Genomic DNA, 23,451 nt, shown 5'->3' with positions numbered 1-23,451 from the left:
CTGTGGGCGGGCCTCGTCGGCCAACTCATCGTATACATACTGGATCAATTCATTCTGAGTAGAGGTTTTTATCATAGACAATATTGTTTTTAAGCATCTTCTTCCGAAGGTTGATCAACGCATAACGCATACGACCTAAGGCGGTATTGATGCTCACACCGGTTGCCTCGGCTATCTCCTGGAAGCTCATGTCGGCATAATGCCGCATCATCAGAACCTCCCGCTGCGACTGGGGCAGCGCCTGGATCAGCTCGCGCAGGCGGGCATGTGTATCTTCTTTTATCTGCAGCGACTCGGCAGAGTCTTCCGCAAACGAAAGCGTGTTAAACACATTGCTGCCGTCCTCCAGCGTGATCATCGGGCTTCGCTTCTCTTTACGGAAAAAGTCGATCGCCAGGTTATGGGCGATACGGCAGATCCAGGAAGAGAACTTGCCTTCCTCATTATACCGGCCGCCTTTCATGGTATGGACCGCTTTAATAAACGTGTCCTGCATCAGGTCTTCGGCCGTATAGGTATCCTTTACAATCAGTAAAATGGTTGTAAAAACTTTGTTCTTGTGTCGGTTTACTAGCTGTTCAAACGCATTCTCATTACCTGCGATATAGAGCGAGACCAAAGCAGAGTCGCTCAGCTGGGTAGTTGTATTCATCGTAAAGCTACATTAGTTTAACGTAGAGCTTTATATCATATTGTGGCGTTTAGCTTTAAGAACAAATTTTATTAGAAGTGTATATCAAATATAGATAATGGGTTTTGCATGTGCAACTCCAGCCCCAACCATTCTGAAAAAAAATGTGGTGGCTCCCTGTATCAAGTCTGCTCTGCCGGGCGTTTGGTGCCCGGGAACTTAAGCCTGTTATACGCTGAAAGTTTAATCCAGTGTTCTTAAAATTTAATTTTATTTTTAAAATATAGTGAAAACCTTTTTGGAAACGGCCTTTCCGTAGCGCCTGCTAAGTATAAGCAGCGTTAAGCCAGGTAGTTATGGTTGGTAGCGGCAAGTATAAAGGGAGCGGAAAAATAGGACCTAAAAGCTCGATTTTAGCCAGTTTCAGCGGCCCCGCAGCCCTGGAAAAGCGCGGCGGTCACAGATAGAACATCCTTGGCCGCCGCGCCGGGTTAAATAAATCTGAAAAAAAGGAAGGCTAAACCGAAAGCAGCCCCATCTTCATCTGGAAAATGTAGGCGATGCTGCCGGCTTTCTGTTTGATCTCCGATGCTTTGGTTCCTTCAAAAAGATCATCCACCGTGCGGGTAAACAGGCTGACCCAGCGGGCGAAATGTAGTTGCTCCAGAGGCAGCACCAGGTGTTTGGGGAACGGCTGCCCTTTGTAGGCCATGGTGCCCAGCAGCACCGAGCTCCAGAATTTATACATCACAGGCAGGTGCTTGGCCCAATTTACCTGCGCCAGGTCGTTAAATATGGGTGCCAGCAGCTCGTCCTGGTTCACGGCATCATAAAAAGTATCTACCAGCAGCTTGATGTCCGCTTCGTTTGCGATGTCTTTTTTCATATCATGTAAGCGCCTGCCACTCGGCAGGCCTGTTTTAAGCAGGGCATACTTCGTTATACCCGTTCTGCAGCGAAAGCCCCGCTGCCGCCTTTACTACAACAGCCCGCCCGGAATGGTTCGTTTGCGTATTTTGTGTCCTTGCACATGCCAGAAAAGCAGGCAAGCTCTCCTTATACTTTATGATCGCTTTATATAGTATAAGGAGTCATAGTATTAGTATAAGGAGTCATAGTATAAAAAGCCGGGCAGCAGCACAAAAGTAACTCCGGGTAAGTAGTTTAAAAATGATGTTGGTCAGTTGCTCGGGCTTTTGCAGCAGAAGTGCCGCTGGCACGAAAGGCGGGGAGAGGGCATAAAAAATCCTTCGAAAGAGCTAAGGGATCTTATCGAAGGATGGGTTTATACGAAGAATGGCCGGTGCTTACTTTCTGTTGTAGCTTTTCAGGCGGTTCAGGATCAGCAGCAGGCGGCGGTTAATTTCGCGCTCCTCTACGGGCAGGCCCTGTGCCGAGATGTTAGCCGGTTTCTGCAGTTTCTGCTCCAGCGCCTGCAGGTGTTCCAGGTAACATTCCAGGGTGGTGCAGGACACGTTCTGCAGGATGGCGTCGTTGCCTGCGTCCTTCTTATACTTCAGGTTAATGGCGGCTGCAATCTCAGCGTTGATCAGCGTGGTTACGTCCCCGTCAGAAGTGATCTCGTGCTGGTTCACTTTTTTTTCTATGTTCTCCAGCAAGGTGCGGATGTCCAGTCTATTCATAGGTTTGTTGGGTGTTATAAAGTAAAAAATTAGCGGATAAACGGCTTATAGTCCGGCAGGATAACAATTCTGCGCACAGGCGTTTGCTTAAAAAAGTACAGTTCATGAAAAATAGAAAAACGTACACCGCAGCTGTAACAAAAATGATGCAGAACACTAATCTGGGGCAAATAATATGTCCGGATACGTAACGCGGTGGCCCTGAAGAGGCATAATCGTTTCTATAAAAAGTATACTTATAATGCGAACCTTGTGTTGCGGCCGAGGCGATAAATTAACAGAAAGGTTACAAAGCAGTTGCCTCATGCGTATCGGCAGGCCCCCGGTTTGAAAGCATGCAGGGCGCTACCGGCAGGCACCGGTTTGGCCGGTAAAGGACCGTGTTTCGCATGTTAATGTCAGAACTTCAGTAAGTTATGATGCTGGTTCAGGGCCCGGCATCCTGCCGGTAAAAGAAGACAGTAATTATGTTTTTCAGGCTGCTTTTTTTGTGTGGCGGTACTGTTGTAAATCTGCGATTGCTGTAGCTTTGTGCCCCAGGTATAACAAGTTAGAAGAAAGCGATGAGCAGTAACCCGGCAAGCAGGCACGACCCTTATGCGGTCTTGCGTATTCCTGAATTCAGACTATACATTTCGGCAAGGCTGTGTATTACGCTGGCCATGCAGATACAGGCCGTTATTGTGGGCTGGCAGATCTACGATATTACCAAAGACCCGCTGTCGCTGGGCCTGATGGGGCTGGCCGAGGCCATTCCGTCTATTGTCGTCTCGCTCTACGCCGGTTACCTGGCCGATATGGTGGAGCGCAAGAAAATCATTATGGTGGTGGTAACAGCGCTGCTGTGCTGCTCGCTGGCGCTGCTAACCTTTACGCTGCACATCAGCCATGCTCTGGCGCATTTTGGCGCTCTGCCAATTTACGGGGTTATTTTTGTGAGCGGTATTGCCCGCGGGTTTATGGGGCCAGCTGTTTTCTCGTTTATGCCGCAACTGGTAGCAAACAAACAGCTCTATGCCAACGCTATTACCTGGAGCAGTACCACCTGGCAGGCCGCCTCGCTGGTAGGCCCGGCTATTGGTGGACTCATCTATGGTTTTTTTGGGGTGACGGCTGCCTACGCGACCGATGCCACGCTGGTGCTTCTCTCGCTGCTGGCCTTTGCCTTTATCGGCGGCAAACAGCTGCCCGAAAACATAAACCCGCAAAGTATGACGGAGAGCCTGCGCTCGGGCATTAAGTTCGTGTTCGGCAACCAGGTTATTCTCAGTGCTATTTCGCTGGATCTGTTTGCCGTGCTCTTTGGCGGCGCGGTGGCGCTGCTGCCCATTTTTGCTTCCGAAATCCTGAAAACGGGTCCGCAGGGGCTGGGCTTTCTGCGGGCGGCACCTGCCGTCGGATCGGTGCTGATGGCGGTACTCATGGCCCATTACCCGATCTCGGTGAATGCGGGGAAAAAGATGCTGTGGTGTGTGGCGGGCTTTGGCGGGTGCATCATCCTTTTCGGGCTATCGGCCAACTTCTGGTTCTCGCTGCTGCTGCTGGCCCTGAGCGGCGCCTTCGACTCTATCAGCGTTATCATCCGCTCCACGCTCATCCATACCCTTACGCCCGAGTACATGAAAGGCCGGGTCTCATCGGTGAATAACATTTTTGTGGGCTCGTCCAACGAGATCGGCGCGTTCGAGTCGGGTTTCGCAGCCCGGCTGATGGGCACGGTGACCTCGGTGGTTTTTGGCGGCATCATGACGATTTTGGTCGTAGGCATTACCGCGCTGAAAGCCGACAAACTGCGCCGCCTGCACCTCACCCCCGAACTGGGAACCGCGCAAGTATAAGCCCGGCAAGTATAAAGCGCAACGCATCGCCCGGTCAGGAGCGATGCGTTGCGTGATTGTTTAAGGTGAGAGAAAGCGGGTTGAAGAAACGGGAAGCCAGCAAGTATAAACGCCCGGAAGAGGCAATTTATACCTGCTACTTATTTAGCCGCTTCTTTGGTTTCGGTTTTTGGCTGGGCTTTGCCCGGCTTGTGGGGGCGTCGGTTGCCGTAGGTTCCTTTGGTAATTTTGCCTTTTCTGGATTTTCTATCTCCTTTTCCCATACTATAAATGTGGTTTAATGAATCAGTTTATCCCTGCATACGGGTAAATGGAGCAAACAGATAACATGGTTGGTAGTAAAGTATAAAATGGTGTTGGGAACAGCTCCCTATTACCTTCTGGCCAAAGCGTTGGCATTAGCCCTAGACAGGTAAACCAATTAGGCCCGGCCGGTGTTATAACCTGATGCGCTTTCCCGGCTGGCAACAGGTGTAACAAACTGCTTCTAAATGAGGTTAGCTATTCGTAACTTTACACATTCATCTAAAGCGAAAACAGGCGCCTGCGGCGCTGCAGTAAGTATAAGCTGTTGCCGCAACCCGCCGCTGTCCGTATGGCATACACTCCTGATTATAACCTAGACGAGCTCGACGCCCGCCAGAACATTATTATAAAAGGTGCGCGGGTGCATAACCTCAAAAACCTGAGCGTGGCCCTGCCACGCAATAAATTTATCGTGGTTACGGGCCTTTCCGGCTCCGGCAAGTCCTCGCTGGCCTTTGATACGCTGTATGCCGAAGGGCAGCGCATGTACGTGGAGAGCCTTAGCTCTTACGCCCGCCAGTTCCTAGGCCGCATGGACAAGCCCGACGTGGACTACATCAAAGGCATCAGCCCGGCCATCGCCATCGAGCAGAAAGTCAGCATCAAAAACAACCGCTCCACGGTAGGCACCAGTACTGAGATCTACGATTACCTGAAGCTGCTTTACGCCCGCATCGGCAAGACCTACTCGCCTGTGTCGGGCCAGGTGGTGCAGAAAGACACAGTAACGGATGTGGTGAACTTCATTTTCTCTTTGGAGGATGAGGCCAAGGTGATGATCCTGGCGCCGCTGCACCTGCTGCCTGAGCGCACCCTGGCCAAAGAGCTGGACCTGCTCCTGCAAAAAGGCTATTCGCGCATCTACGCCAACGACCAGGTATACTTTATAGAAGAGCTGCTGGAAGAGAAAAAGCCGAAACTAGGCAAGCAGGTCTACATCCTGATCGACCGCGCGGTGATATACAAGAGCGACGAAGACCTTGCTTTCCGCATTGCCGATTCGGTACAAACGGCTTTTTTTGAAGGACAGGGCGAGTGCCGTGTCAAGTATGGCGATGGCCAGGAGCGCGTGTTCTCTGATAAATTTGAGCTGGATGGAATGACGTTTGAGGAGCCCTCGGTCAACTTCTTCAGCTTTAATAACCCCTACGGTGCCTGCCAGACCTGCGAGGGCTTTGGCAGCGTGCTCGGCATCGACCCGGACCTGGTAATTCCGGACAAAAGCCTGACGGTGTACGAAGGCGCCATTGCGCCCTGGCGTACAGACAAAATGAACGAGTGGCTGCAGCCGCTGGTCAAGAACGGCATCCGCTTTAATTTCCCCATCCACCGCCCTTACAACGAACTGACCGAAGAAGAACAGCAACTGCTCTGGACCGGAAATAAATACTTTGAAGGTCTCAACGATTTTTTTAAACACATCCAGGTCCAGACGCACAAGATCCAGTACCGTGTGATGCTTTCGCGCTACCGGGGCCGCACCACATGCCCTGAGTGCCGCGGCTCGCGCCTGCGCAAAGATGCCAGCTACGTGAAAGTGAACGGCAAGAGCATCACCGACCTGGTGCTTATGCCCCTCACCCAGGTGCAGCCGTTTTTCCAGAATCTTGCACTTACCGAGCACGAGCAGAACGTGGCCGAGCGCCTGGTAACCGAAGTGGCTAACCGCCTGGGTTATTTGCTACGCGTAGGCCTTGGCTATCTCACGCTTAACCGTCTGTCTAACACGCTTTCCGGTGGTGAAAGCCAGCGTATCAACCTGGCCACCTCATTGGGTAGCGCGCTGGTCGGCTCCATGTACATCCTCGATGAACCAAGTATAGGATTGCACCCCAAAGACGCGGAGCAGCTGATCGGGGTGCTGCGCTCGCTGCAGCAGATCGGCAACACCGTGATTGTGGTGGAGCACGAAGAAGAGATCATGAAAGCAGCCGACCAGCTCATTGATATCGGCCCCGAGGCCGGCTCGGGCGGCGGTAACCTGATGTTCCAGGGCACCTTTGAGCAGATGACCAACAGCACGGATACCTACACGGCCAAATACCTGAGCGGCCGCATGGAAGTGCCCGTGCCGGCGCAGCGCCGCAAGTGGCGCAATGCCATCGAGATCGTTGGCGCCCGCGAGAACAACCTCAAGAACCTGACGGTGAAAGTGCCGCTCAGCGTGATGACGGTGGTAACGGGCGTAAGCGGCTCGGGCAAATCGACCCTGATCCGGAAAATACTGGCCCCGGCCATGCAAAAGTTGCAGGGCAGCACCTCAGAGGCTACCGGCAAATTCGACAAGCTGGCCGGCGACTATAGCAAGATCGAGCATGTGGAGTTTGTAGATCAGAACCCGATCGGCAAGTCGTCGCGCTCCAACCCGGTCACGTATGTGAAAGCCTACGATGCCATCCGTACCCTGTACGCCGACCAGCCGCTGGCCAAGGCACGGGGCTTCAAGCCGTCGCACTTCTCATTCAACATCGAGGGCGGCCGCTGCGAAGTATGCCAGGGCGAAGGCCAGGTGAAGATCGAGATGCAGTTTATGGCCGATATTTACCTGACCTGCGAGAGCTGCCACGGCCAGCGTTTCAAGCAGGACATTCTCGACATCCAGTATAAAGACAAGAGCATTTCCGAAGTGCTGGATATGACCATTGCCGACAGCATCAACTTCTTTGCTGACCAGCCCAAGATCATTGAAAAGCTGAAACCCCTGAACGACGTGGGCCTGGGCTACATCCGGTTGGGGCAGTCGAGCAACACGCTTTCGGGTGGCGAGGCGCAGCGCGTAAAACTAGCCTCATTCCTGACCAAAGGCGCGCAGCCACACCAGGAGAACATCCTCTTCATTTTTGATGAGCCCAGCACCGGCCTGCACTTCCACGACATCAGCAAGCTGCTCACCTCCATCAACGCGCTCATCGAGAACGGCAACACCGTCGTCATTATCGAGCACAACATGGACATCATCAAATCCGCCGACTGGATCATAGACCTGGGCCCGGAAGGCGGCATCAACGGCGGGCACCTGCTGTTTGAGGGCACCCCGGAGGAGATGGTAAAGCTGGAGAATAACGACACCGCCCGGTTTCTGAAAGGGAAATTGTAAGCGGGAGTATTTTAAAGTATACCTATGCAAAAAGCCGCAGTAACAGAAGTTGCTGCGGCTTTTTTACCTCTGCCTGCCATAGAACAGGAGAGGGAGTTCGGTCATTGGTTCTTTCTGAAGTATAAGCGTTGCAGTACCGGTTCCAGCCACCCCTAACCCGTCAGAGCTACGCTCGCTAGCTTTGAACTCCCGTTCTCGCTAGTTTAAGGAGGGGAGTCTGTAATGGCTACTTGGGAAGTATAAGCGATGTAGTTTTGGATTGATCAGCTTGCTCACAAGATCCTTTCAGGATGACAAAAGGTGGAAAGGGGCAATTTTGTCTGAATCAGGATTTACAGGATTAGGGGATAGGCAGGATTAGGGATAGGCAAGATTATACTTGAATTTACCCCTGTAAGCTATGCAGCGAACATATTAACAGGAAGATTTATACTCTGGAGGCTACAAAGTGATTACTTAAGCCAGGTGCCCTTTTGACGATTTTTTGTTCGAGCGTTCAGCGAGTTCAAAATCGTCTTGACTTTTTTGCCTACTTTTTTTATCAAGAAAAAAAGTAGGGCCCAGCCGGCGAGGCGAAAAACTAGCAGAGAGGTATGTAGTTAGAATCTACTAAAGCAATGGCAGGTATAAAAACACCATCATCCAACACCGGTAACCCTAAGGCATTCAGCCCCAGTGAAGTCAGCGGCTTTACACGATCAAAAGACACACATTCTAAAACTTGCGCCAACGCTACCCATTTGTTGTTTTCGCAATAAAACCAGGAGGCAGGGGGAGGTAAACCATATTTTATTATCTTGCCGTAAAGCTTCTCAACAAGCAGACTAAGTATAACATCATCAAACTATAGAACATGAGAAAGAAGATCGTTGCAGGCAACTGGAAAATGAATAAAACCTACGAGGAGGCGCTTTCGCTGGTGTCGGAGATCGACCACATGGTGCGCGACGAGGTGAACGGCGAGGTAACCGTCATTGTAACGCCTCCTTTTCCGTACCTGCAGCCCGTGGGCAAGCTGGTGCAGGGCAACAGCAAAATGCACCTGGCAGCTCAGAACGTGAGCGAGCACGAAAGTGGCGCTTTTACCGGCGAGGTATCAGCTGCCATGCTGCAATCGGTGGGCACCGAGTATGTGCTGGTAGGCCACAGCGAGCGCCGCATGTACCACCACGAAGATGCGCAAACCCTGTATAAAAAAATGAAAATGGCCCTTGCCCAGGGCCTGAAACCGATCTTTTGCTGCGGCGAGCCGCTGGAGGAGCGCGATGCCGACCGTCATTTTGAGTTTGTAGGCCAGCAGCTGCACGACAGCCTTTCGTACCTGAGCAACGAGGAGTTCGACCAGGTAGTGGTAGCCTATGAGCCGATCTGGGCGATTGGAACCGGCCGCACAGCCAGCAGCCAGCAGGCCCAGGAAATGCATGCCTACATCCGCGAGCAACTGGCGCGCCTCTTTGATGCCGAGGCTGCTTTTAACACTTCTATACTTTACGGCGGCAGCTGCAACCCGGGCAATGCGCAGGAGCTTTTCGCGCAACCGGATGTGGACGGCGGCCTGATCGGGGGCGCTTCGCTTAAGTCGCGCGACTTTGTAGCCATTATCAAATCCTTCTAAGCAAGTATAAACCAGGCAAAAAGGCTGCAGGTGCGGGGCATCGGCAGCCTTTTTTTGTTGATGGCTAAGATGCAACCATCGGGGCTGTTGCGGGGTCTGGATAGTATAAACGAAACAGCGGATATGAAGACATGGCTCAAGTTTTACCTGTTCTTTAGTTTGGTGGCCATTACAGCCTGCGCCAAAGACGATGCAGCCGAGCTGCGCCTGGCTTCGGGCCTGGCGGGTACCTGGCAGCTGAAAATGGTGAATAGCAACGATCATTGGGGCGCACCCTTGTACTGGCACGAGGTGCAAAGCAGCAAGCAGGTGCGGTTTACGGCCAACGGCAACTATTATGAAAAGGAGGACGCCGACAGCACTTTTACGCTGGTGGCTACCTACCAGGTTCTTTCCGAAGACGAGATTGCCTTTACCTGGGTGAAGCCGCCGATGCCGGAGTATCCTACCTATACTTTAGCTTACTTTTTTGAGCCGGGCAACTCCCTGGTGCTGCAGAAAAAGCAGTTTGAGGGCGTAGTGGCCGAGAAGTATGTGCTGGCAAAGTAAGGCCGGGGCGGCACCACGCAGCTTTTAAAGGGCTGGCCTTTTCTTTTGTTACCAAAATATAACTTTTTACTGCTGAGATAGCCGCCGATACAATATTGGCGGCTTTTTTGTTAGGCTTATACTTATCTTTGCCTAAATTTAAGCTATGCAGATTCTATTCACTCTCTGGCTGGCGCTTATGCCGCTTTGCCTGCCGGCGCCGCCGGCAGCTCCTGCCAAAACCACGGTGGCCAAAGGCTACTGCAACATTTACGGATCGGTGTACCTGGAGCGCGACCCCAAGTATAAAAATCAGGCCGCTTATACTGTTTTCCTGAACGAGGACGAGGCCTTTGCCAACATGATCGTGTACCGCGAGAACAACAAACTTTTTGCCGATGGCACGGCCATTTGGTACCTTACACCTAGCAAAGCGTTTGCCGACCACGTGCTCTACGTAACCGATAACCGAAACCTGGCAGATTTTACTGTGCATTTTACCGATGTGCGTTCCTTTGCCGCTTGCCGCGAATAACAACACCATGGATTTTATAGAAGTAACCTTACACGTAAACGCAGATTTTGCGGACATTTTAACAGCCGAGCTCGGGGAGCTGGGCTTTGATGCTTTTGTGGAGACAGAAGACGGCTTCAGCGCCTACATCGACGAAGACAAGTATAACCAGCAGGCTCTGGACGACACACTCGGCCGCTACGCCGACTTTGTGCAGGCTACCTACACCACGCAAAAAATTGCGCGCCAGAACTGGAACGAGGAGTGGGAACGCAACTTTGAGCCCCTCTTTATTGGCGGCAAGGTATCAGTACGGGCCTCTTTTCATGAGAAACCTGCCGAGGCAAAGTATGACATCGTCATCAACCCTAAAATGTCGTTTGGCACCGGCCACCACGAAACCACCACGCTCATGATCGAGAACCAGCTGACCCTGGACCACCAGGGCAAGCACGTGCTGGACATGGGCTGCGGCACAGGTATTCTGGCCATTATGGCCGGTGAACTGGGCGCCACACAGATCGTGGCTGTGGAGATAGAGGACTGGACGGTGGAGAATGCCCGCGAAAATGCCGCTCTGAATGGCTATGCCGCTATAGACGTGCGCCTGGGTGGGGCCGAAACCATTGCCCATGACCAGCCTTACGATATTATCCTGGCCAATATTAACCGCAACGTGCTGCTCGACGATATGCCGGCCTACAAGGCCGTGTTAAAACCGCACGGCTGGCTTCTGCTGAGCGGCTTTTATATCGAAGACCTGCCCCTGATACAGGAACGCGCTGCGGAACTGGGGCTTGCCTATACCTCGCACCGGGTAAAGAACAACTGGGTGTCGGCGCTCTTTCAATCTCGCTAACCTTTTAACCTTCTGCTATGAGGCACAAACTTTTACTCTTTTTATTTTTCTTTAGTGCCGTAGCGGCGCAGGCCCAGAACCAGGTCAGGTTATCAGATAAGCCGGATGCTTTTATCGCCGATGTGCGGACCATGTTGCTGGCGGGTAAGGTAGAAAATGCTGAAGCCCTGGCCGCCGGCCTGGCCGACGCCTGGAACAACGGGAAGATCAGCCCGGCCCAGCAGCAGGAGGTGATCAACATTGCCCAGGACATGTACCGGAAGCGCCTGCGCACCAACCCGCATTTTGCCCAGTTCTTTACCATGGTAGCCGCCGGCGTTAACAAGCAAAACCTGCGCGGCAAGCCCCTCGACGAGATGCTGGAGGTGGTAGCCAAAGCCGTGAAGCAGGAAGAGCTCAAAAACCTGGAGCGTTTCCTGAGCGCAGCCAGCCTGTATTTGAACACCAACCGCCTCTTTCAGAATACCTACTATAGCCTGCGCAGCTCCGGTGGCAGCTTCGGGTTTGCCTACGAGGGCGCCAGCAAAGCCCCCGATGCCGCAGCCGGTGGAACAGATGCATGGGACAATATCTCCTGGGATGACGAGGTAGATGCCCAGGGGCAGGTGAAAGAAGACGAAGACGATGGCTGGGGCACCCCAAGCCCCGCTCCTAAAAAAGAAGACAAGCAGAAGACCGAAAAAAACCGCAAGGAAAGTATAAAAAAGCAGTTTCAGCCGCAGCTGCCTCCCGTATCGGGCCCGGTCCTGAAACTGGAGAATGCCACCTTTACCTTCGTAACCCCCTGGGACTCTACGGCCATCCATAAAACGCACGGCCAGTTGCTGCTGGCTTCAAACCTGTTTGTAGGCGAAGGGGGCACCTTTGAGTGGCAGGTTAACGGGCAACCGACATCGGCCGAGCTGGGCAAGTATAGCTTCAACACCTCCTTTGCCGGCTTTAAGGCTCCGGATGCCAAGGTCACGTACCCGACCGTGCTCAAAGCTCCGGTGGATGGCGCCCTGGAGTGGATCAGCAGCAAGCGCAAAACAGGGGCCTATCCCTACCCCAAGTTCTTCTCCTTCACCAACGATGCGCAACTCAAAACCCTGGGCGATAACATAGCCTACAAGGGCGGTTTCTCGCTGGTGGGCAACACCATTGGCAGCAAGCCCCTGGACGGCAGCCTCTCCGAAATTGTGGTGTCGCAGGCAGGGCAGCGCAAGTTCCGCTCCATGGCCCGCAACTACACCATCACCGACTCGCTTATACTTGCCAGCCGGGCCACGGTGGCTATTTACCAGCAGAAAGATTCGCTTACGCACCCGGCCATGCAGCTGCGCTTTTCCCGGCCACGGCAGGAGCTCACGCTCACCAAAGACAAAGGCCCTTATGCCCGCACGCCGTTCATGGATACCTTTCATAAACTGGAGATCACGGCCGAGCGCCTGCACTGGAATCTGAACAAGCCCGAGATCGATTTCTCTATCCTGAATACCAAAACCCTGATCCCGGTGCAACTGGAGTCGACGCGGTATTTTTCCAACAACCGTTACCAGCAACTGGTAGGCGTTGCCACATTCCACCCGCTGCAGGTGTTGGTAGGCTATGCCGCTAAAGCAAAGCGCAACGATTTCTATGCAGCCGATGTGGCCAAAAACACAAAGGTCAGCGAAGCAGGCATCAAAGAGGCGGCTTCTACGCTCTCGCGCAGCGGCTACCTGGATTATGACCCCGTAAGCGGCTTTATCCAACTCAAGCCCAAAGCCTGGCATTACGTAGGTGCTGCCCAGGATATCAGCGATTACGACCACCTGGTGATTAGGTCGGTGGTGCCTTCCGGCCGCAACGCTACCCTGAACCTGGACGACAATAAACTGACTGTGCGCGGCGTAGACAAGATCACGTTTAATAACGACACGGCCAGCGTTTACATTCTGCCCCGCAAGAGTGAGATCCATATCTTAAAAAACCGCGACATTGAGTTCGACGGGCAGATCTACGCCAGCCGCCTGGCCTTTAAGGGCAAAGATTTTAAGTTTAACTACGATGAGTTTTCCATCGACCTGGTAAAGCTGGACACGGTAGCGCTGGTGTCCCGTCGGCGCAGGGCCCGTGGGGGCGAAGCCACCGACCAGGTGCTCACCGGCAAAGGAAACAGCATGTCGGGCAAGCTCTACATCAACAAACCGGATAACAAATCGGGCCGCAAGCCCCTGCTCGACTATCCTAAGTTCGATGCGGTATCGGGCGCTAAAGTAGCGTTTAACCGGCCCGATGTGGCCGGCGGCGCTTACGACAGCACCGTGTACTTTGATATGCCGCCGTTTAAGATCGACTCGCTGAGCTCGGGCAAAGGAGCCATCGCGTTCGACGGCACGTTTAACTCGGGAGGCATCTTCCCGCCCATCAAAGCCAAGTTGCAGATGATGCCCGACGAAACGCTGGGCTTTTACTACCAGCCGCCGGCCAAAGGCCTGGCCGCTTACGGGGGCAAAGGCATGGCCTACGATACCATTATGATGAACTCCAGCGGTATCCAGAGCAAGGGCAAGCTGACCTACCTCACGGCAACGCTGCAGGCACCGGTTTATACTTACTATAAAAACGCTGTTACGACTAAAACTGGCAAATCAGTGCACATTGCCGAAGGCAAAGTGGGCGCTACGGCCTACCCGGTAGCGTCGCTCTCGGGCTTTTCTATGAACTGGCTGCCACAAGCCGACACCATGTACATCCAGACGGCCAAGGAGCCGATGAAAGTATACAAGGAGTCCTTCGACTTTAAGGGAGTGGCTAAACTCTCGCCCGGCGGCTTGTACGGCAGCGGCGTGGTCGATAACCCGGTGGCCAACATCACCGCGCCCAGCCTGCTGTTTAAGCAGCGCGGCCTGAGCGGTAACCATGCCACCATGATCGCTAAATCGGATGTGGCGGGCAGACCTGCCATCAAGGCGCAGGACACAGCCTTTGACTACGACCTGACCAAAGGCATTGTGGATTTTGCCAGCGAGCAGAAAGGTGTGGCAAGTATAGAATTCCCCAAAGCACAGTATAAAACATCGATGAGCAGCGCCCGCTGGGACATGAACCAGCAGAAGGTAAGCTTGAAAGCCGATGAGAACGGTGGCAAAAACTGGTTTTACTCGCTGCACCCCAAACAGGACTCCCTGCAGTTTATGGCAGCCAGCGGCGAATACGACCTGAAAAAGAATACCCTGCTGGCAGGTGGTGTGCCTTATATTGCGGTAGCCGATGTATACGTGGTGCCCGACAGCGGACGGGTGGCGGTAGCAGCCGATGCCACGATCCAGACCTTGAAGAATGCCCGCGTGCTGGCCGACTCGGCGCAGCAATACCACAAGCTGTATGCCGGCAACATCGATGTGCTGTCGCGCAAGGCGCTGAGCGGAAATGCCCTGCTGGACTATAAGAATGCGGCCGGCGGCGCAGCGCAGCTCAAGTTTACAGACTTTACGTATGGCAACCCCTCTGGCCGCAAAAAACCGATCTATACTTTTGCCAAATCGCAGATAGCCGAAAGCAACACCTTCTACATCTTCCCGCGCATTCTGTACCGCGGCGTAGTGCAGGTAAATGCGCCCAGGCCATACTTGGATTTTGACGGTGACCTGAAGCTCAACTTTACGGGCAATCCGGCCGATTCGGACTGGTTCCCTTACAAGAAAGACACACTGAACCCCGATAACGTCCGCATCCCGATCGTTAAGCCCAAAGCTGCCGACGGCACGCCGCTGCATACCGGTCTGCACGTATCGCGCAGCACGGCCAAGCTTTACAATACCTTTGTGTCGAAAAAGCAGGCAGAAGAGGACCTGGACCTGTTTACGGTGGATGGGCTGCTCTCTTACAACAAAGACAAAAACGAGTTTAAGATCGGCCGCGCAGATCGCGCGTATGCCGACTCCTACGAGGGCAACGTGCTGCGCTACAACGAAGCCTCCAACACCATTCAGTTTGAAGGCAGGTTGAATTTGCTGCAGCCGATGAAAAACTTTAAGGTAGAAGCTTCGGGCAGCGGGAATGCCAACGTAGATAGCGGCCGCTACAAACTCGATGCCTTCATGGCCTTCGATCTGACCGTGCCAAGCCAGGCGCTTACCGCCATGGCCGGTAACCTGAAAGTGGATGGCGGAGGAGCCCCTGTTGCCATTCCGGATGCCATGCTCTACAAGCTCGGCGAATTTATCGGCAACCGCGAAGTGCGCCAGTATGCCGCGCGCTCGGCAACGGAGTATGTGCCGCTGCCCAAAGTCTCCAAAAAGCTGGTGCGCAGCCTTATCCTCGACAAGGTAAATTTGCGCTGGTCTAAAGAGCAGAATGCCTGGTACAGTGAAGGCAAAATAAGTTTGGCCAGCATCCTCAAAGACGACATCAATGCCGCCATGGATGGTTACCTGGAAATGCGGCAGGACATGAACGGCGAGCCGGCGGTGAATTTATACCTGCAGGCAGACGCTTATACCTGGTACTACTTCAGCTTTTTAGAGAACAGCCTCACCATGGCTTCCTCGGACGACAAGTTCAACAAGGCGGTGCAGTCCAAGTCGAAAGGCAGCCGCGGCGCTACCAGCAACTATGGCATTTATGCCGGCGAGCCGATGGAGAAAAACCAGTTCCTGGAGCACTTCAGCACCACCTACCTGCAGGGCAAAGGCGGGTTTAAAGCAACAGCCGGGCAGCCGGCAGCCACCGAGCCAGCCGGCAGCTTCGAACGCCTGGAAGACCAGCCAAAGAAAGAGAAGAAGGCGAAAAAGAAAAAGAAGGCCGATCCGTTTGAAGCAGATACGGACCAGGGGAACAATAACCAGTAACCCCAAGGGCCCCGTATACAGGTTTACAGGACAGGATTTTTGGCGTTTGGATGAAGTTTTATCTATATTTGAGCTTCCTGCCAAACCTGTAATTGTGCCGATACGCGTGCTGAAGACAGTTTTTGGCAACGGATCCGGTTAACATTGACGATATTTTTATGGACATACTTTTGATTGCTATACTTTGCGTTGCCGCCTACCTGATCGGTTCTATCTGCACAGCGGTGTGGGTAGGAAAGGCCTACTATGGCATTGACATCCGCCAGCACGGCAGCGGTAACTCCGGTGCTACCAACACATTCCGGGTGCTGGGCAAGAAACCAGGTACGGCCGTGATGCTGATCGATATTTTTAAGGGATGGCTCGCTACCTCCTTGGCTGGCCTGCTGGTTATCTTTAACGCCATACCTGCCGAGCAACTGGTGGTATACCAGCTGATACTTGGGGCCATGGCCGTGGTAGGGCATATTTTTCCGGTGTACGAGCGCTTTAAAGGAGGCAAGGGCGTGGCGACTTTGTTGGGCATGATGCTGGCCATTGAGCCGCAGGTAGCCCTGCTTTGTATGATGGTCTTTGTGATCGTGCTGTTCACTTCCAAGTATGTTTCGCTGGGCTCGATGGTGGCGGCGCTGGCCTTCCCGATTCTGTTGCTGCTGCCGCGTTTCCATCCCGAAAACCCGATCCTGATCGTCTTCGGGTTTGCCATTTTTGCCGTGGTGGTGCTCACTCACCGCAAAAACATTAACCGCCTGTTGCAGGGCGAGGAAAGCAAAGCCAACATTCACCTGGGCCGGCGCAGGTAAAGCAAGTATAAACAACCAAGCCGCTGCACGCGGCCAGGTATACCCCATAAGAAGTATAAAAAGAGCCATCCTGCCCGGCAAGGTGGCTTTTTTGTAATTAAACCAAACGCATGATGATGAACAACTATATCGCCGAAAACAAAGACCGTTTTTTAAACGAGCTGCTGGAAATGCTCCGCATTCCGTCGGTAAGCGCCGACCCGAAGTTTAAAGCCGATGTGCTGCGCACGGCCGATTTTGTAAAGCAAAAGCTGCAGGAAGCCGGTGCCGATAAGGTGGAACTGGTGGAAACACCCGGCAATCCGGTCGTGTATGGCGAGAAAATAATAGACCCCAACCTGCCCACCGTGCTGGTATATGGCCATTACGATGTGCAGCCCGCCGACCCCTATGAGCTCTGGAACTCGCCGCCCTTTGAGCCGGTGATAAAGGACGGCAAGATCTATGCCCGGGGTGCCTGCGACGACAAAGGGCAGATGTACATGCACATCAAAGCGTTTGAAACCATGATGCGCACCAACACGCTGACCTGTAATGTGCGGTTTATGATCGAGGGCGAAGAAGAGGTGGGATCGACAAACCTGGCTACTTTTGTAAAGGAGAACAAGGAAAAGCTGCAGGGTGACGTGATCCTGATCTCGGATACCGGCATGCTGGCCAACGACACGCCCTCCATCACAACCGGCCTGCGGGGCATGAGCTACCTGGAAGTGGAAGTGACCGGCCCCAACCGCGACCTGCATTCCGGCTTGTATGGCGGCGCCGTGGCAAACCCCATCAACATCCTTTGCAAGATGATCGCTTCCTTGCACGACGAGCACAACCACATCACCATCCCCGGCTTTTACGATAACGTGCAGGAGCTAAGTAAGGAAGAGCGCGCCGAAATGGCCCGCGCCCCCTTTGACCTGGACAAGTATAAAAAAGCACTGGACCTGGGCGATGTATACGGCGAAGATGGCTACAGCACCATGGAGCGCAACTCCATCCGGCCCACACTGGATGTGAACGGCATCTGGGGCGGCTATACCGGCGAGGGAGCCAAAACAGTGATTCCGTCTAAAGCCTTTGCTAAAATATCGATGCGCCTGGTGCCCAACCAAACCTCCGATGAGATAACAGAGAAGTTTACGCGCCATTTTGAAAGTATAGCGCCTGCCAGTGTAAAAGTAGTTGTACGGCCACACCACGGCGGCGAGCCTGTGGTAACACCGACCGATTCGGTAGCTTATCAGGCAGCAGCCCGGGCGTATGAGGATACATTTGGTGTGAAGCCGGTGCCGGTGCGTAGTGGCGGCTCTATTCCGATTGTGGCCATGTTCAGCTCAGAGCTGGGCCTGAGCTCGGTGCTGATGGGCTTCGGGCTGGATTCGGATGCCATTCATTCGCCGAACGAGCATTTTGGCGTCTTTAACTACATGAAAGGCATCGAAACCATCCCGCTGTTTTACAAGCATTTTGCCGAAATGAGCAAATAACACGCCTGAAAGATTTCTTGCGAAAAGAGCCGCCTGGTTTACCAGGTGGCTCTTTTTGCTTTTAGCGCATCAGGTTGGCTTTGGTGCGCGAGGGCCGCAGAAAGCCGACCGAGAGTTGCCACATGGCATTTTTCTGGTTCAGCACTTTTGAGAAGGAGCGCAACCCGCCCGTATTGCGCAGAGTCACAAAGAAGCCATTGTCCATGATAATGCCGATACCTGCCACATAGCCGTAGTCCCAGCGTTCATAGTCGGCCATGGTGTATTCCCGGGGGCCCAGCACCTCGGGCGGTGTGCCGCTGCCGCCCAGGCTGCTGAGCCGCTCGGTGTGGCTGTCTTCGTTTACCAGGTAGCCAAGATAGGGGCCAGCTTCTGCAAACAAGCCATTCTTGCGCACCTTCACCAGCACAGGTACATCCAGGTAATGCAGCCGGATATCGCCCGACTCATACTCGGTCGGGCTCAGGACGTGCTCGTTGTACGTAAAGCCCTTTTGCTCATAGCTCAGCTCTGCCTGCAGTTCCAGTGCCGATACAAAATCATAATTAAAGAGAAAGCCTGCCGTCAAGCCTGCCAGGTGGTCCATGTCGTCAGAATAATCACCGGTGGCCCGGGCAAAACCGCCGCCCGCCCTGGCGCCGAAGCGCAGAAACTGCGCCTGCGCCGCCAGCAAAGGGGCCAGGAGCAGCAGCAGGAGTAAACATGTCTTTTTCATAGTATAGCAGGTATGGAGAGGCGATAACAGGTTACTTGTTTTACTTGTGCCGCAGGCAATTAGTTGATACAACAGCCAGAATAAAAAAAGCCAGCCCTGCCCGGGAGGCAAAGCTGGCTTTTTAGCATAAAGGAAATCGGTCGCTTATCGGCCGGATGGGATCGTTACGCCCAGCGTGAGCATAATGGTAGAGTGACGGGCATTCTGCAGGTCTTCGCCATAGCTGCCGTAGTCAACATCTTTTTCCACGAAATCGCTGAAAGCACCGTTGTAGCGTACGCCCAGGCTAACTACACCTGTTGTGAAACCAACACCGGCGGCATAGCCAAGTTCGAACTTCTTCAAGCCATCTGTGCTTTTTGAGTCCACGTTCGTGTTCTGAAGCTCATCGTTCAGATACGTTTTGGTAGTATTATTCACACTCAGAAGATAAGAAGCCTGGGGGCCACCTTCAAAATAAATAGGGCCGGCTTTGATGTGCGCCAATACAGGCAGGTCCAGGTAGTTATAGTTTACCTTGCCTTCGCGACGGTATTTTTGTCCGAGTGCTTCAAACTCTTCATCGCTGTTCTTGAAGCCTTTCTGAGAGTAAAGCAACTCCGGCTGGATGCCGAAGAAATCATCTACAATACCAAAGTTATACGTGATACCGCCGTGAAAGCCGATTTTGTTATCAAACTGGTTCTCATTTTTTAGATCACCGGACAAATTAGAAAGGTTGGCACCGGCTCTTACACCAAAGCCGGATTGTGCCTGGGCCGCCGTGAAGGTTGCCAGCACAAACGAAAACATAACGAGTAGCTTTTTCATATTAAGGTTTAATTTTTTTGTGAACTTTTAACGAAATATATACTGGTTTTAAGATAAACGAATGCTTGATTTTTTGTTAGAAACCGCGTTTTAAAGGCAACGTGTTGATTCCGAACTTAATAATTTTCAGGGCCGGAAATACCCGTTGCTACTGTGCATGCATGCTGAAGAGAGCATAGCAACAAGCGGGCCAAAATATATCCTGTTTCTATATAGAAGGAGTAAATGTTTAAAAGTTTCACGGGTTTAAGCGCCTCCGGTATATCGTTCATAAAAAAGCCCGACCTATAGGCCGGGCTTTAATGCCATAGGTTATGTTACACTAACAAAATGGTTACCGCGCCGGAAGCGTGTAGCCAAGTGTTAGCATAAATACGCTGTTCTTATAATCTGCTGCGCCATCGTTGTCGTTCAGTTGCGAAAAGTCGCCGTTGTAACGCACGCCCACGCTCACGCCAAGCGGAGTAGCTACCCCAATGCCGGCAGCATAGCCAAAACTGGTGCGCTTATACATGTCCAAGTCATCAACAATGGTTGCGCCATTGTTCTCGATGTCGCCCGCTACGCGGAACGACACCTGCGGGCCACCTTCAAAGTATAACGGACCTGCATTAATGTGGGCCAGCACCGGCACATCAATATAGCTTAGCTTTACCTTGTAATCATCGTCCTTCGACTCAGCGCCTTTCTGAGAGAAAAGCACCTCTGGCGCAATTGAAAAGAAGTTATCGCTTGTCAGGGCAAACTGCGAGGTAATACCTGCGTGGAAACGGAAAAGCCGGTCTTTGGCAATGGCTTCATCGCCGGTAAAGCCAGCGTAATTCACCCCTGCCCGGATGCCAAAGCGGGGTGCCTGCATCTGCGCCTGTGCCGCAACAGTAGTCATAATAGCAAAAACAAAAAATAAAAGAGTCTTCTTCATCGTAGTCTGTTTAAGTTAATAAAGGGTATTCCAAAGGCAGCTTACTTGTCTGCTGCCTGCAGTGCATAATACGGCCGGGTTTAATTTAAGTCTACAATATGAATGCAATTTTTAGTGGGTGCTGATCTCGCGGATGTATACGCCTGCAGGTATAACGCAAACAAAAAGCGGCGACCAGAATGGCCGCCGCTTTGTTAAATAGCTGTTTTTTAGGTCATTGGTCTAGCCTGCCCAACCTTCCCGGTCTAAGCTCCTGTATTGAATAGCTTCTGCTAAATGTTCAATTTTAATTGCTTCACTTCCAGCAAGGTCCGCAATGGTGCGGCTCACTTTCAGGATGCGGTCATAGGCGCGGGCCGACAAGCCAAGGCGTTCCATGGCGGTCTTGAGCAAGGTTCTGCCTGCCTCGTTTATCAGGCAGACATCCTTCACCATTTGCGAGGGCATCATGGCATTGGAGTGGATATCGGGGTACGTTTTAAAGCGGGCCGACTGCACCTCCCGCGCCTGCACCACCCGCTCGCGTACAGGGCCACTGCCTTCGGCTTTGCGGCTGGCTGTCATCTCATCAAAAGTTACGGGTGTAACCTCCACATGCAGGTCAATGCGGTCCAGCAAAGGGCCGCTCACTTTGTTCAGATAGCGCTGCACCACGCCGGGCCCGCACACACATTCTTTGTCCGGATGATTATAATAGCCACATGGACAGGGATTTCATAAACACGCATAGCTTCAAGAAAAGCCACATAATGTGGCATAAAGGCTTGAAAGCCACAAATTAACGTATTGACGTGCCTTGATGTTTATTGATGTTCATTGATGTTCATTGAAGGTTAAATGTTGCGCTGAATGCAGCGAGTATGTTTGCAACATCAAAAAATAACATCAACAACATTTGACATGGGAATTACAATTAGACACAGAGACCTAAGCAACGGTAAACAAAAGATTTACCTCGACATTGTACAGGACAAGAAAAGAAAAACAGAGACCACGAAATGGTGGCGTTACAAGAAGCCGAAAACGCAGGAAGAGAGAGACCACAACAAGAAAGCCGACCAGTTAGCTTCTATGCTGAAAGCAGAGAAAGACAAAGAACTGGTATTCGGCGAGTATGATTTTTTAAAAGTAAAAAACACCAGAACGGATTTCATTGAACTCTTCAGAGAAGAAGCAGACGCACGATTCCGCACAAGGGGAGCAAAAAGCAACACCTATTGTTCTTTTAAACACTTCTGTAATTTCACCAATAACAGGTGCAGCATCAAGGATATTAACAAAGCCTTTGTGGAATCCTTCCGCGACTACCTGTTAAGTGTCGTAAGCCAAAATTGTTCGGCTATCTATTTCAAGCGCTTCAAAAGGCAATTAGAACGTGCTGTTGATAAGGGCATGCTTACTTACAATCCCGCTAAAGAGGTAAAGAACATTCAGATAATTCAACCACACAGGGAAATGCTGACAATAGAGGAGGTGAAAATACTTGTAGAACACCCGTGCGGAAACGAATTAATTAAAAGAATGTTCCTGTTCTCCTGTTTTACTGGACTAAGAATCGGCGATTTGAAAGCCATTAAGTGGAAGCATGTTCACGGAGATATGCTCGTCTTTCATCCGCAGAAGACTAAGTACAAGCAGCACAGCTTGTACTTAATTGAGAATGCCAAACGCTGGATGGGAGTTGCTGGGAAGCCTGAAGAGCACATTTTCCCGTGGCCGTATCAAAGCAACCTGTATGACACGCTACGGGAGTGGGTTTACAGCGCAGGCATTACTCGCCGCATTACATGGCACGCTGCCCGCCATACTTTGGCTTCAATGCTGCTGAACACGGATGGAAACATTGTGGCTGTACAGAAAATTCTATGCCATTCAAGGATTGATACCACTATGATTTACGCAAAGATTTACGAAAAGAACGTGATAAGCGCAATGAAAGGGCTGGACACAGTAATTAAATGAAAATTTAATTTATTTAAATTTAAAATGGTTTAACAAGTAAGGGTTTTGCAGTGTTCAATAGTGTTTTGGCTGTTTTTCATTTTGTAACTTATTGATAAATAGGTCTTTGGGAAATATGTTTCTTTTCTTTCTTTCAACTGTGTAGTACAGGCTAATTTTGCACTATTAACTAAAGACAAAAGCAAAGGAAATGGAGACAGGGGCGCAGTTTGGGAACTACTATAAGTGGTTACATACCATCATACGGGATGATGTCGAGCCGCAAAAGACGCTTACACGCATTATTAGCACTATCAACCCGCAGGCCAGAATTGATTTTTTAAATTATTTAACGAATGAGCACGAGCAAGGAGTGGTGGAAGACCTGTTGGAGCAGCGTGCTGAAATTGGAGCAGTTAGTGAAGCATGTGAATCAGAAGGGTACATGAGCGTATATTCACCTGCTGAAAAGGCATTTATGTTTCTCTGTCAGACTGTTGAAAAGCAGCAAGCCTTGTTCAGTAATTTCATCCCGCAACTTTTGGAGAAATTAAAAATGTCAGTCGGTGAAGCGCGTGCTGTAAGTATTCCTGAAGAAGAATTGGTGTTCGATGACAATGAAGAATACCTGACTACGGAGCAAGCTGAAGTCTTAACTGGATTCAAGAAACAGACAATTCTCTTGTACTGTACCCAAACTAGAAGTGATGGTTCACCAAAGTTACCATACATCAAGTTGGGCAAAGAAAATCGGTACAAGAGGTCAGACCTGAAGAAGCTTTACAGGCGCGGTAGTTACAGGAATGAAAAAATGGAAATGGAAGTGCAACAGGAGTTCGGTAGATTGAAAAAGATGAAATGACGCAGATTTTAAATTTAAAAATGGCTGTAGGACAGCCGCCATAAACGCCAAGAAACACAGTTGAAAAACATGTGA

Annotated in this window: 18 protein-coding genes and 1 pseudogene; 11 read left to right on the top strand and 8 right to left on the bottom strand. The window is 51.7% G+C overall.

The genetic code is table 11. From position 1 onward, the window contains the following. Positions 1-49 precede the first annotated feature (49 nt). From LWL52_RS13640 to LWL52_RS13630, 3 genes are all read right to left on the bottom strand, one after another. Positions 50-652: an RNA polymerase sigma factor gene (locus LWL52_RS13640; RefSeq protein ID WP_242920827.1), complete on the bottom strand. Its 603-nt coding sequence runs from the start codon at positions 650-652 to the stop codon at positions 50-52. Positions 653-1,148: 496 nt separating this feature from the next. Then, positions 1,149-1,517 (bottom strand): group III truncated hemoglobin, encoded by a 369-nt coding sequence (locus LWL52_RS13635; protein WP_242920826.1) that lies wholly within the window; start codon positions 1,515-1,517, stop codon positions 1,149-1,151. Positions 1,518-1,938: 421 nt separating this feature from the next. Continuing rightward, the gene (locus LWL52_RS13630) at positions 1,939-2,274 is read right to left on the bottom strand and encodes a hypothetical protein (protein WP_242920825.1); all 336 of its coding nucleotides are present in this window, start codon (positions 2,272-2,274) and stop codon (positions 1,939-1,941) included. 563 nt (positions 2,275-2,837) lie between these two features. Between LWL52_RS13630 and LWL52_RS13625 the strand changes: the two genes are divergently transcribed. Further along, positions 2,838-4,112 carry an MFS transporter gene (locus LWL52_RS13625; protein ID WP_242920824.1) on the top strand — a complete coding sequence of 425 codons (1,275 nt, stop codon included), beginning with the start codon at positions 2,838-2,840 and terminating at the stop codon, positions 4,110-4,112. Between the two features lie 140 nt (positions 4,113-4,252). Here the strand turns inward: LWL52_RS13625 and LWL52_RS13620 are convergent, their stop codons facing one another. Beyond that, complete coding sequence (locus LWL52_RS13620; RefSeq protein WP_242920822.1) at positions 4,253-4,375, bottom strand: 30S ribosomal protein THX; 123 nt, start codon at positions 4,373-4,375, stop codon at positions 4,253-4,255. Positions 4,376-4,707: 332 nt separating this feature from the next. Here LWL52_RS13620 and uvrA point away from each other — a divergent pair, with 332 nt between their 5' ends. The 8 genes from uvrA (at position 4,708) to LWL52_RS13580 (ending at position 18,126) form a co-directional block, all read left to right on the top strand. Beyond that, positions 4,708-7,515: an excinuclease ABC subunit UvrA gene (gene uvrA, locus LWL52_RS13615; protein ID WP_242920820.1), complete on the top strand. Its 2,808-nt coding sequence runs from the start codon at positions 4,708-4,710 to the stop codon at positions 7,513-7,515. 853 nt (positions 7,516-8,368) lie between these two features. Next, positions 8,369-9,130 (top strand): triose-phosphate isomerase, encoded by a 762-nt coding sequence (tpiA, locus tag LWL52_RS13610; RefSeq protein ID WP_242920818.1) that lies wholly within the window; start codon positions 8,369-8,371, stop codon positions 9,128-9,130. A 60-nt stretch (positions 9,131-9,190) separates the two neighbouring features. Next, positions 9,191-9,679 carry a hypothetical protein gene (locus LWL52_RS13605; RefSeq protein WP_242920816.1) on the top strand — a complete coding sequence of 163 codons (489 nt, stop codon included), beginning with the start codon at positions 9,191-9,193 and terminating at the stop codon, positions 9,677-9,679. A gap of 145 nt (positions 9,680-9,824) precedes the next feature. Next, positions 9,825-10,193 (top strand): 7(1) septoil knot domain-containing protein, encoded by a 369-nt coding sequence (locus LWL52_RS13600; RefSeq protein ID WP_242920814.1) that lies wholly within the window; start codon positions 9,825-9,827, stop codon positions 10,191-10,193. 7 nt (positions 10,194-10,200) lie between these two features. Beyond that, the gene (prmA, locus tag LWL52_RS13595) at positions 10,201-11,031 is read left to right on the top strand and encodes a 50S ribosomal protein L11 methyltransferase (protein ID WP_242920811.1); all 831 of its coding nucleotides are present in this window, start codon (positions 10,201-10,203) and stop codon (positions 11,029-11,031) included. Between the two features lie 17 nt (positions 11,032-11,048). Next, on the top strand, positions 11,049-15,845 hold the full coding sequence (locus tag LWL52_RS13590; protein ID WP_242920809.1) for a hypothetical protein: 4,797 nt from the start codon (positions 11,049-11,051) through the stop codon (positions 15,843-15,845). 158 nt (positions 15,846-16,003) lie between these two features. Then, positions 16,004-16,648, top strand: a complete 645-nt coding sequence (gene plsY / locus LWL52_RS13585) for a glycerol-3-phosphate 1-O-acyltransferase PlsY (protein ID WP_242920807.1) — start codon at positions 16,004-16,006, stop codon at positions 16,646-16,648. 116 nt (positions 16,649-16,764) lie between these two features. After that, complete coding sequence (locus LWL52_RS13580) at positions 16,765-18,126, top strand: dipeptidase (RefSeq protein ID WP_242922207.1); 1,362 nt, start codon at positions 16,765-16,767, stop codon at positions 18,124-18,126. A gap of 61 nt (positions 18,127-18,187) precedes the next feature. Here the strand turns inward: LWL52_RS13580 and LWL52_RS13575 are convergent, their stop codons facing one another. The 4 genes and pseudogenes from LWL52_RS13575 to LWL52_RS13560 all read right to left on the bottom strand — a co-directional run. Then, complete coding sequence (locus LWL52_RS13575) at positions 18,188-18,841, bottom strand: porin family protein (protein ID WP_242920805.1); 654 nt, start codon at positions 18,839-18,841, stop codon at positions 18,188-18,190. A gap of 144 nt (positions 18,842-18,985) precedes the next feature. Further along, on the bottom strand, positions 18,986-19,651 hold the full coding sequence (locus LWL52_RS13570; RefSeq protein ID WP_242920803.1) for a porin family protein: 666 nt from the start codon (positions 19,649-19,651) through the stop codon (positions 18,986-18,988). 334 nt (positions 19,652-19,985) lie between these two features. Next, positions 19,986-20,573 carry a porin family protein gene (locus tag LWL52_RS13565; protein ID WP_242920801.1) on the bottom strand — a complete coding sequence of 196 codons (588 nt, stop codon included), beginning with the start codon at positions 20,571-20,573 and terminating at the stop codon, positions 19,986-19,988. A 222-nt stretch (positions 20,574-20,795) separates the two neighbouring features. Further along, positions 20,796-21,287: pseudogene (locus tag LWL52_RS13560) on the bottom strand (magnesium chelatase subunit ChlI family protein); the annotation flags it as partial. Between the two features lie 186 nt (positions 21,288-21,473). On the opposite strand from LWL52_RS13560, the gene LWL52_RS13555 reads away from it, so the two are divergent. Together LWL52_RS13555 and LWL52_RS13550 are read left to right on the top strand one after the other, a co-directional pair. Beyond that, a complete protein-coding gene (locus tag LWL52_RS13555) occupies positions 21,474-22,535 on the top strand; it encodes a tyrosine-type recombinase/integrase (RefSeq protein ID WP_242920799.1) in 1,062 nt (353 codons plus the stop codon). 190 nt (positions 22,536-22,725) lie between these two features. After that, positions 22,726-23,376 carry a helix-turn-helix domain-containing protein gene (locus tag LWL52_RS13550; protein ID WP_242920797.1) on the top strand — a complete coding sequence of 217 codons (651 nt, stop codon included), beginning with the start codon at positions 22,726-22,728 and terminating at the stop codon, positions 23,374-23,376. Positions 23,377-23,451 lie beyond the last annotated feature (75 nt).

It is taken from the genome of Pontibacter liquoris (assembly GCF_022758235.1).
Classification (GTDB): Bacteria; Bacteroidota; Bacteroidia; order Cytophagales; family Hymenobacteraceae; genus Pontibacter; species Pontibacter liquoris.
Note: the sequence above shows the minus strand (reverse complement) of the source record. Positions and strands in the feature narration are given on the sequence as shown.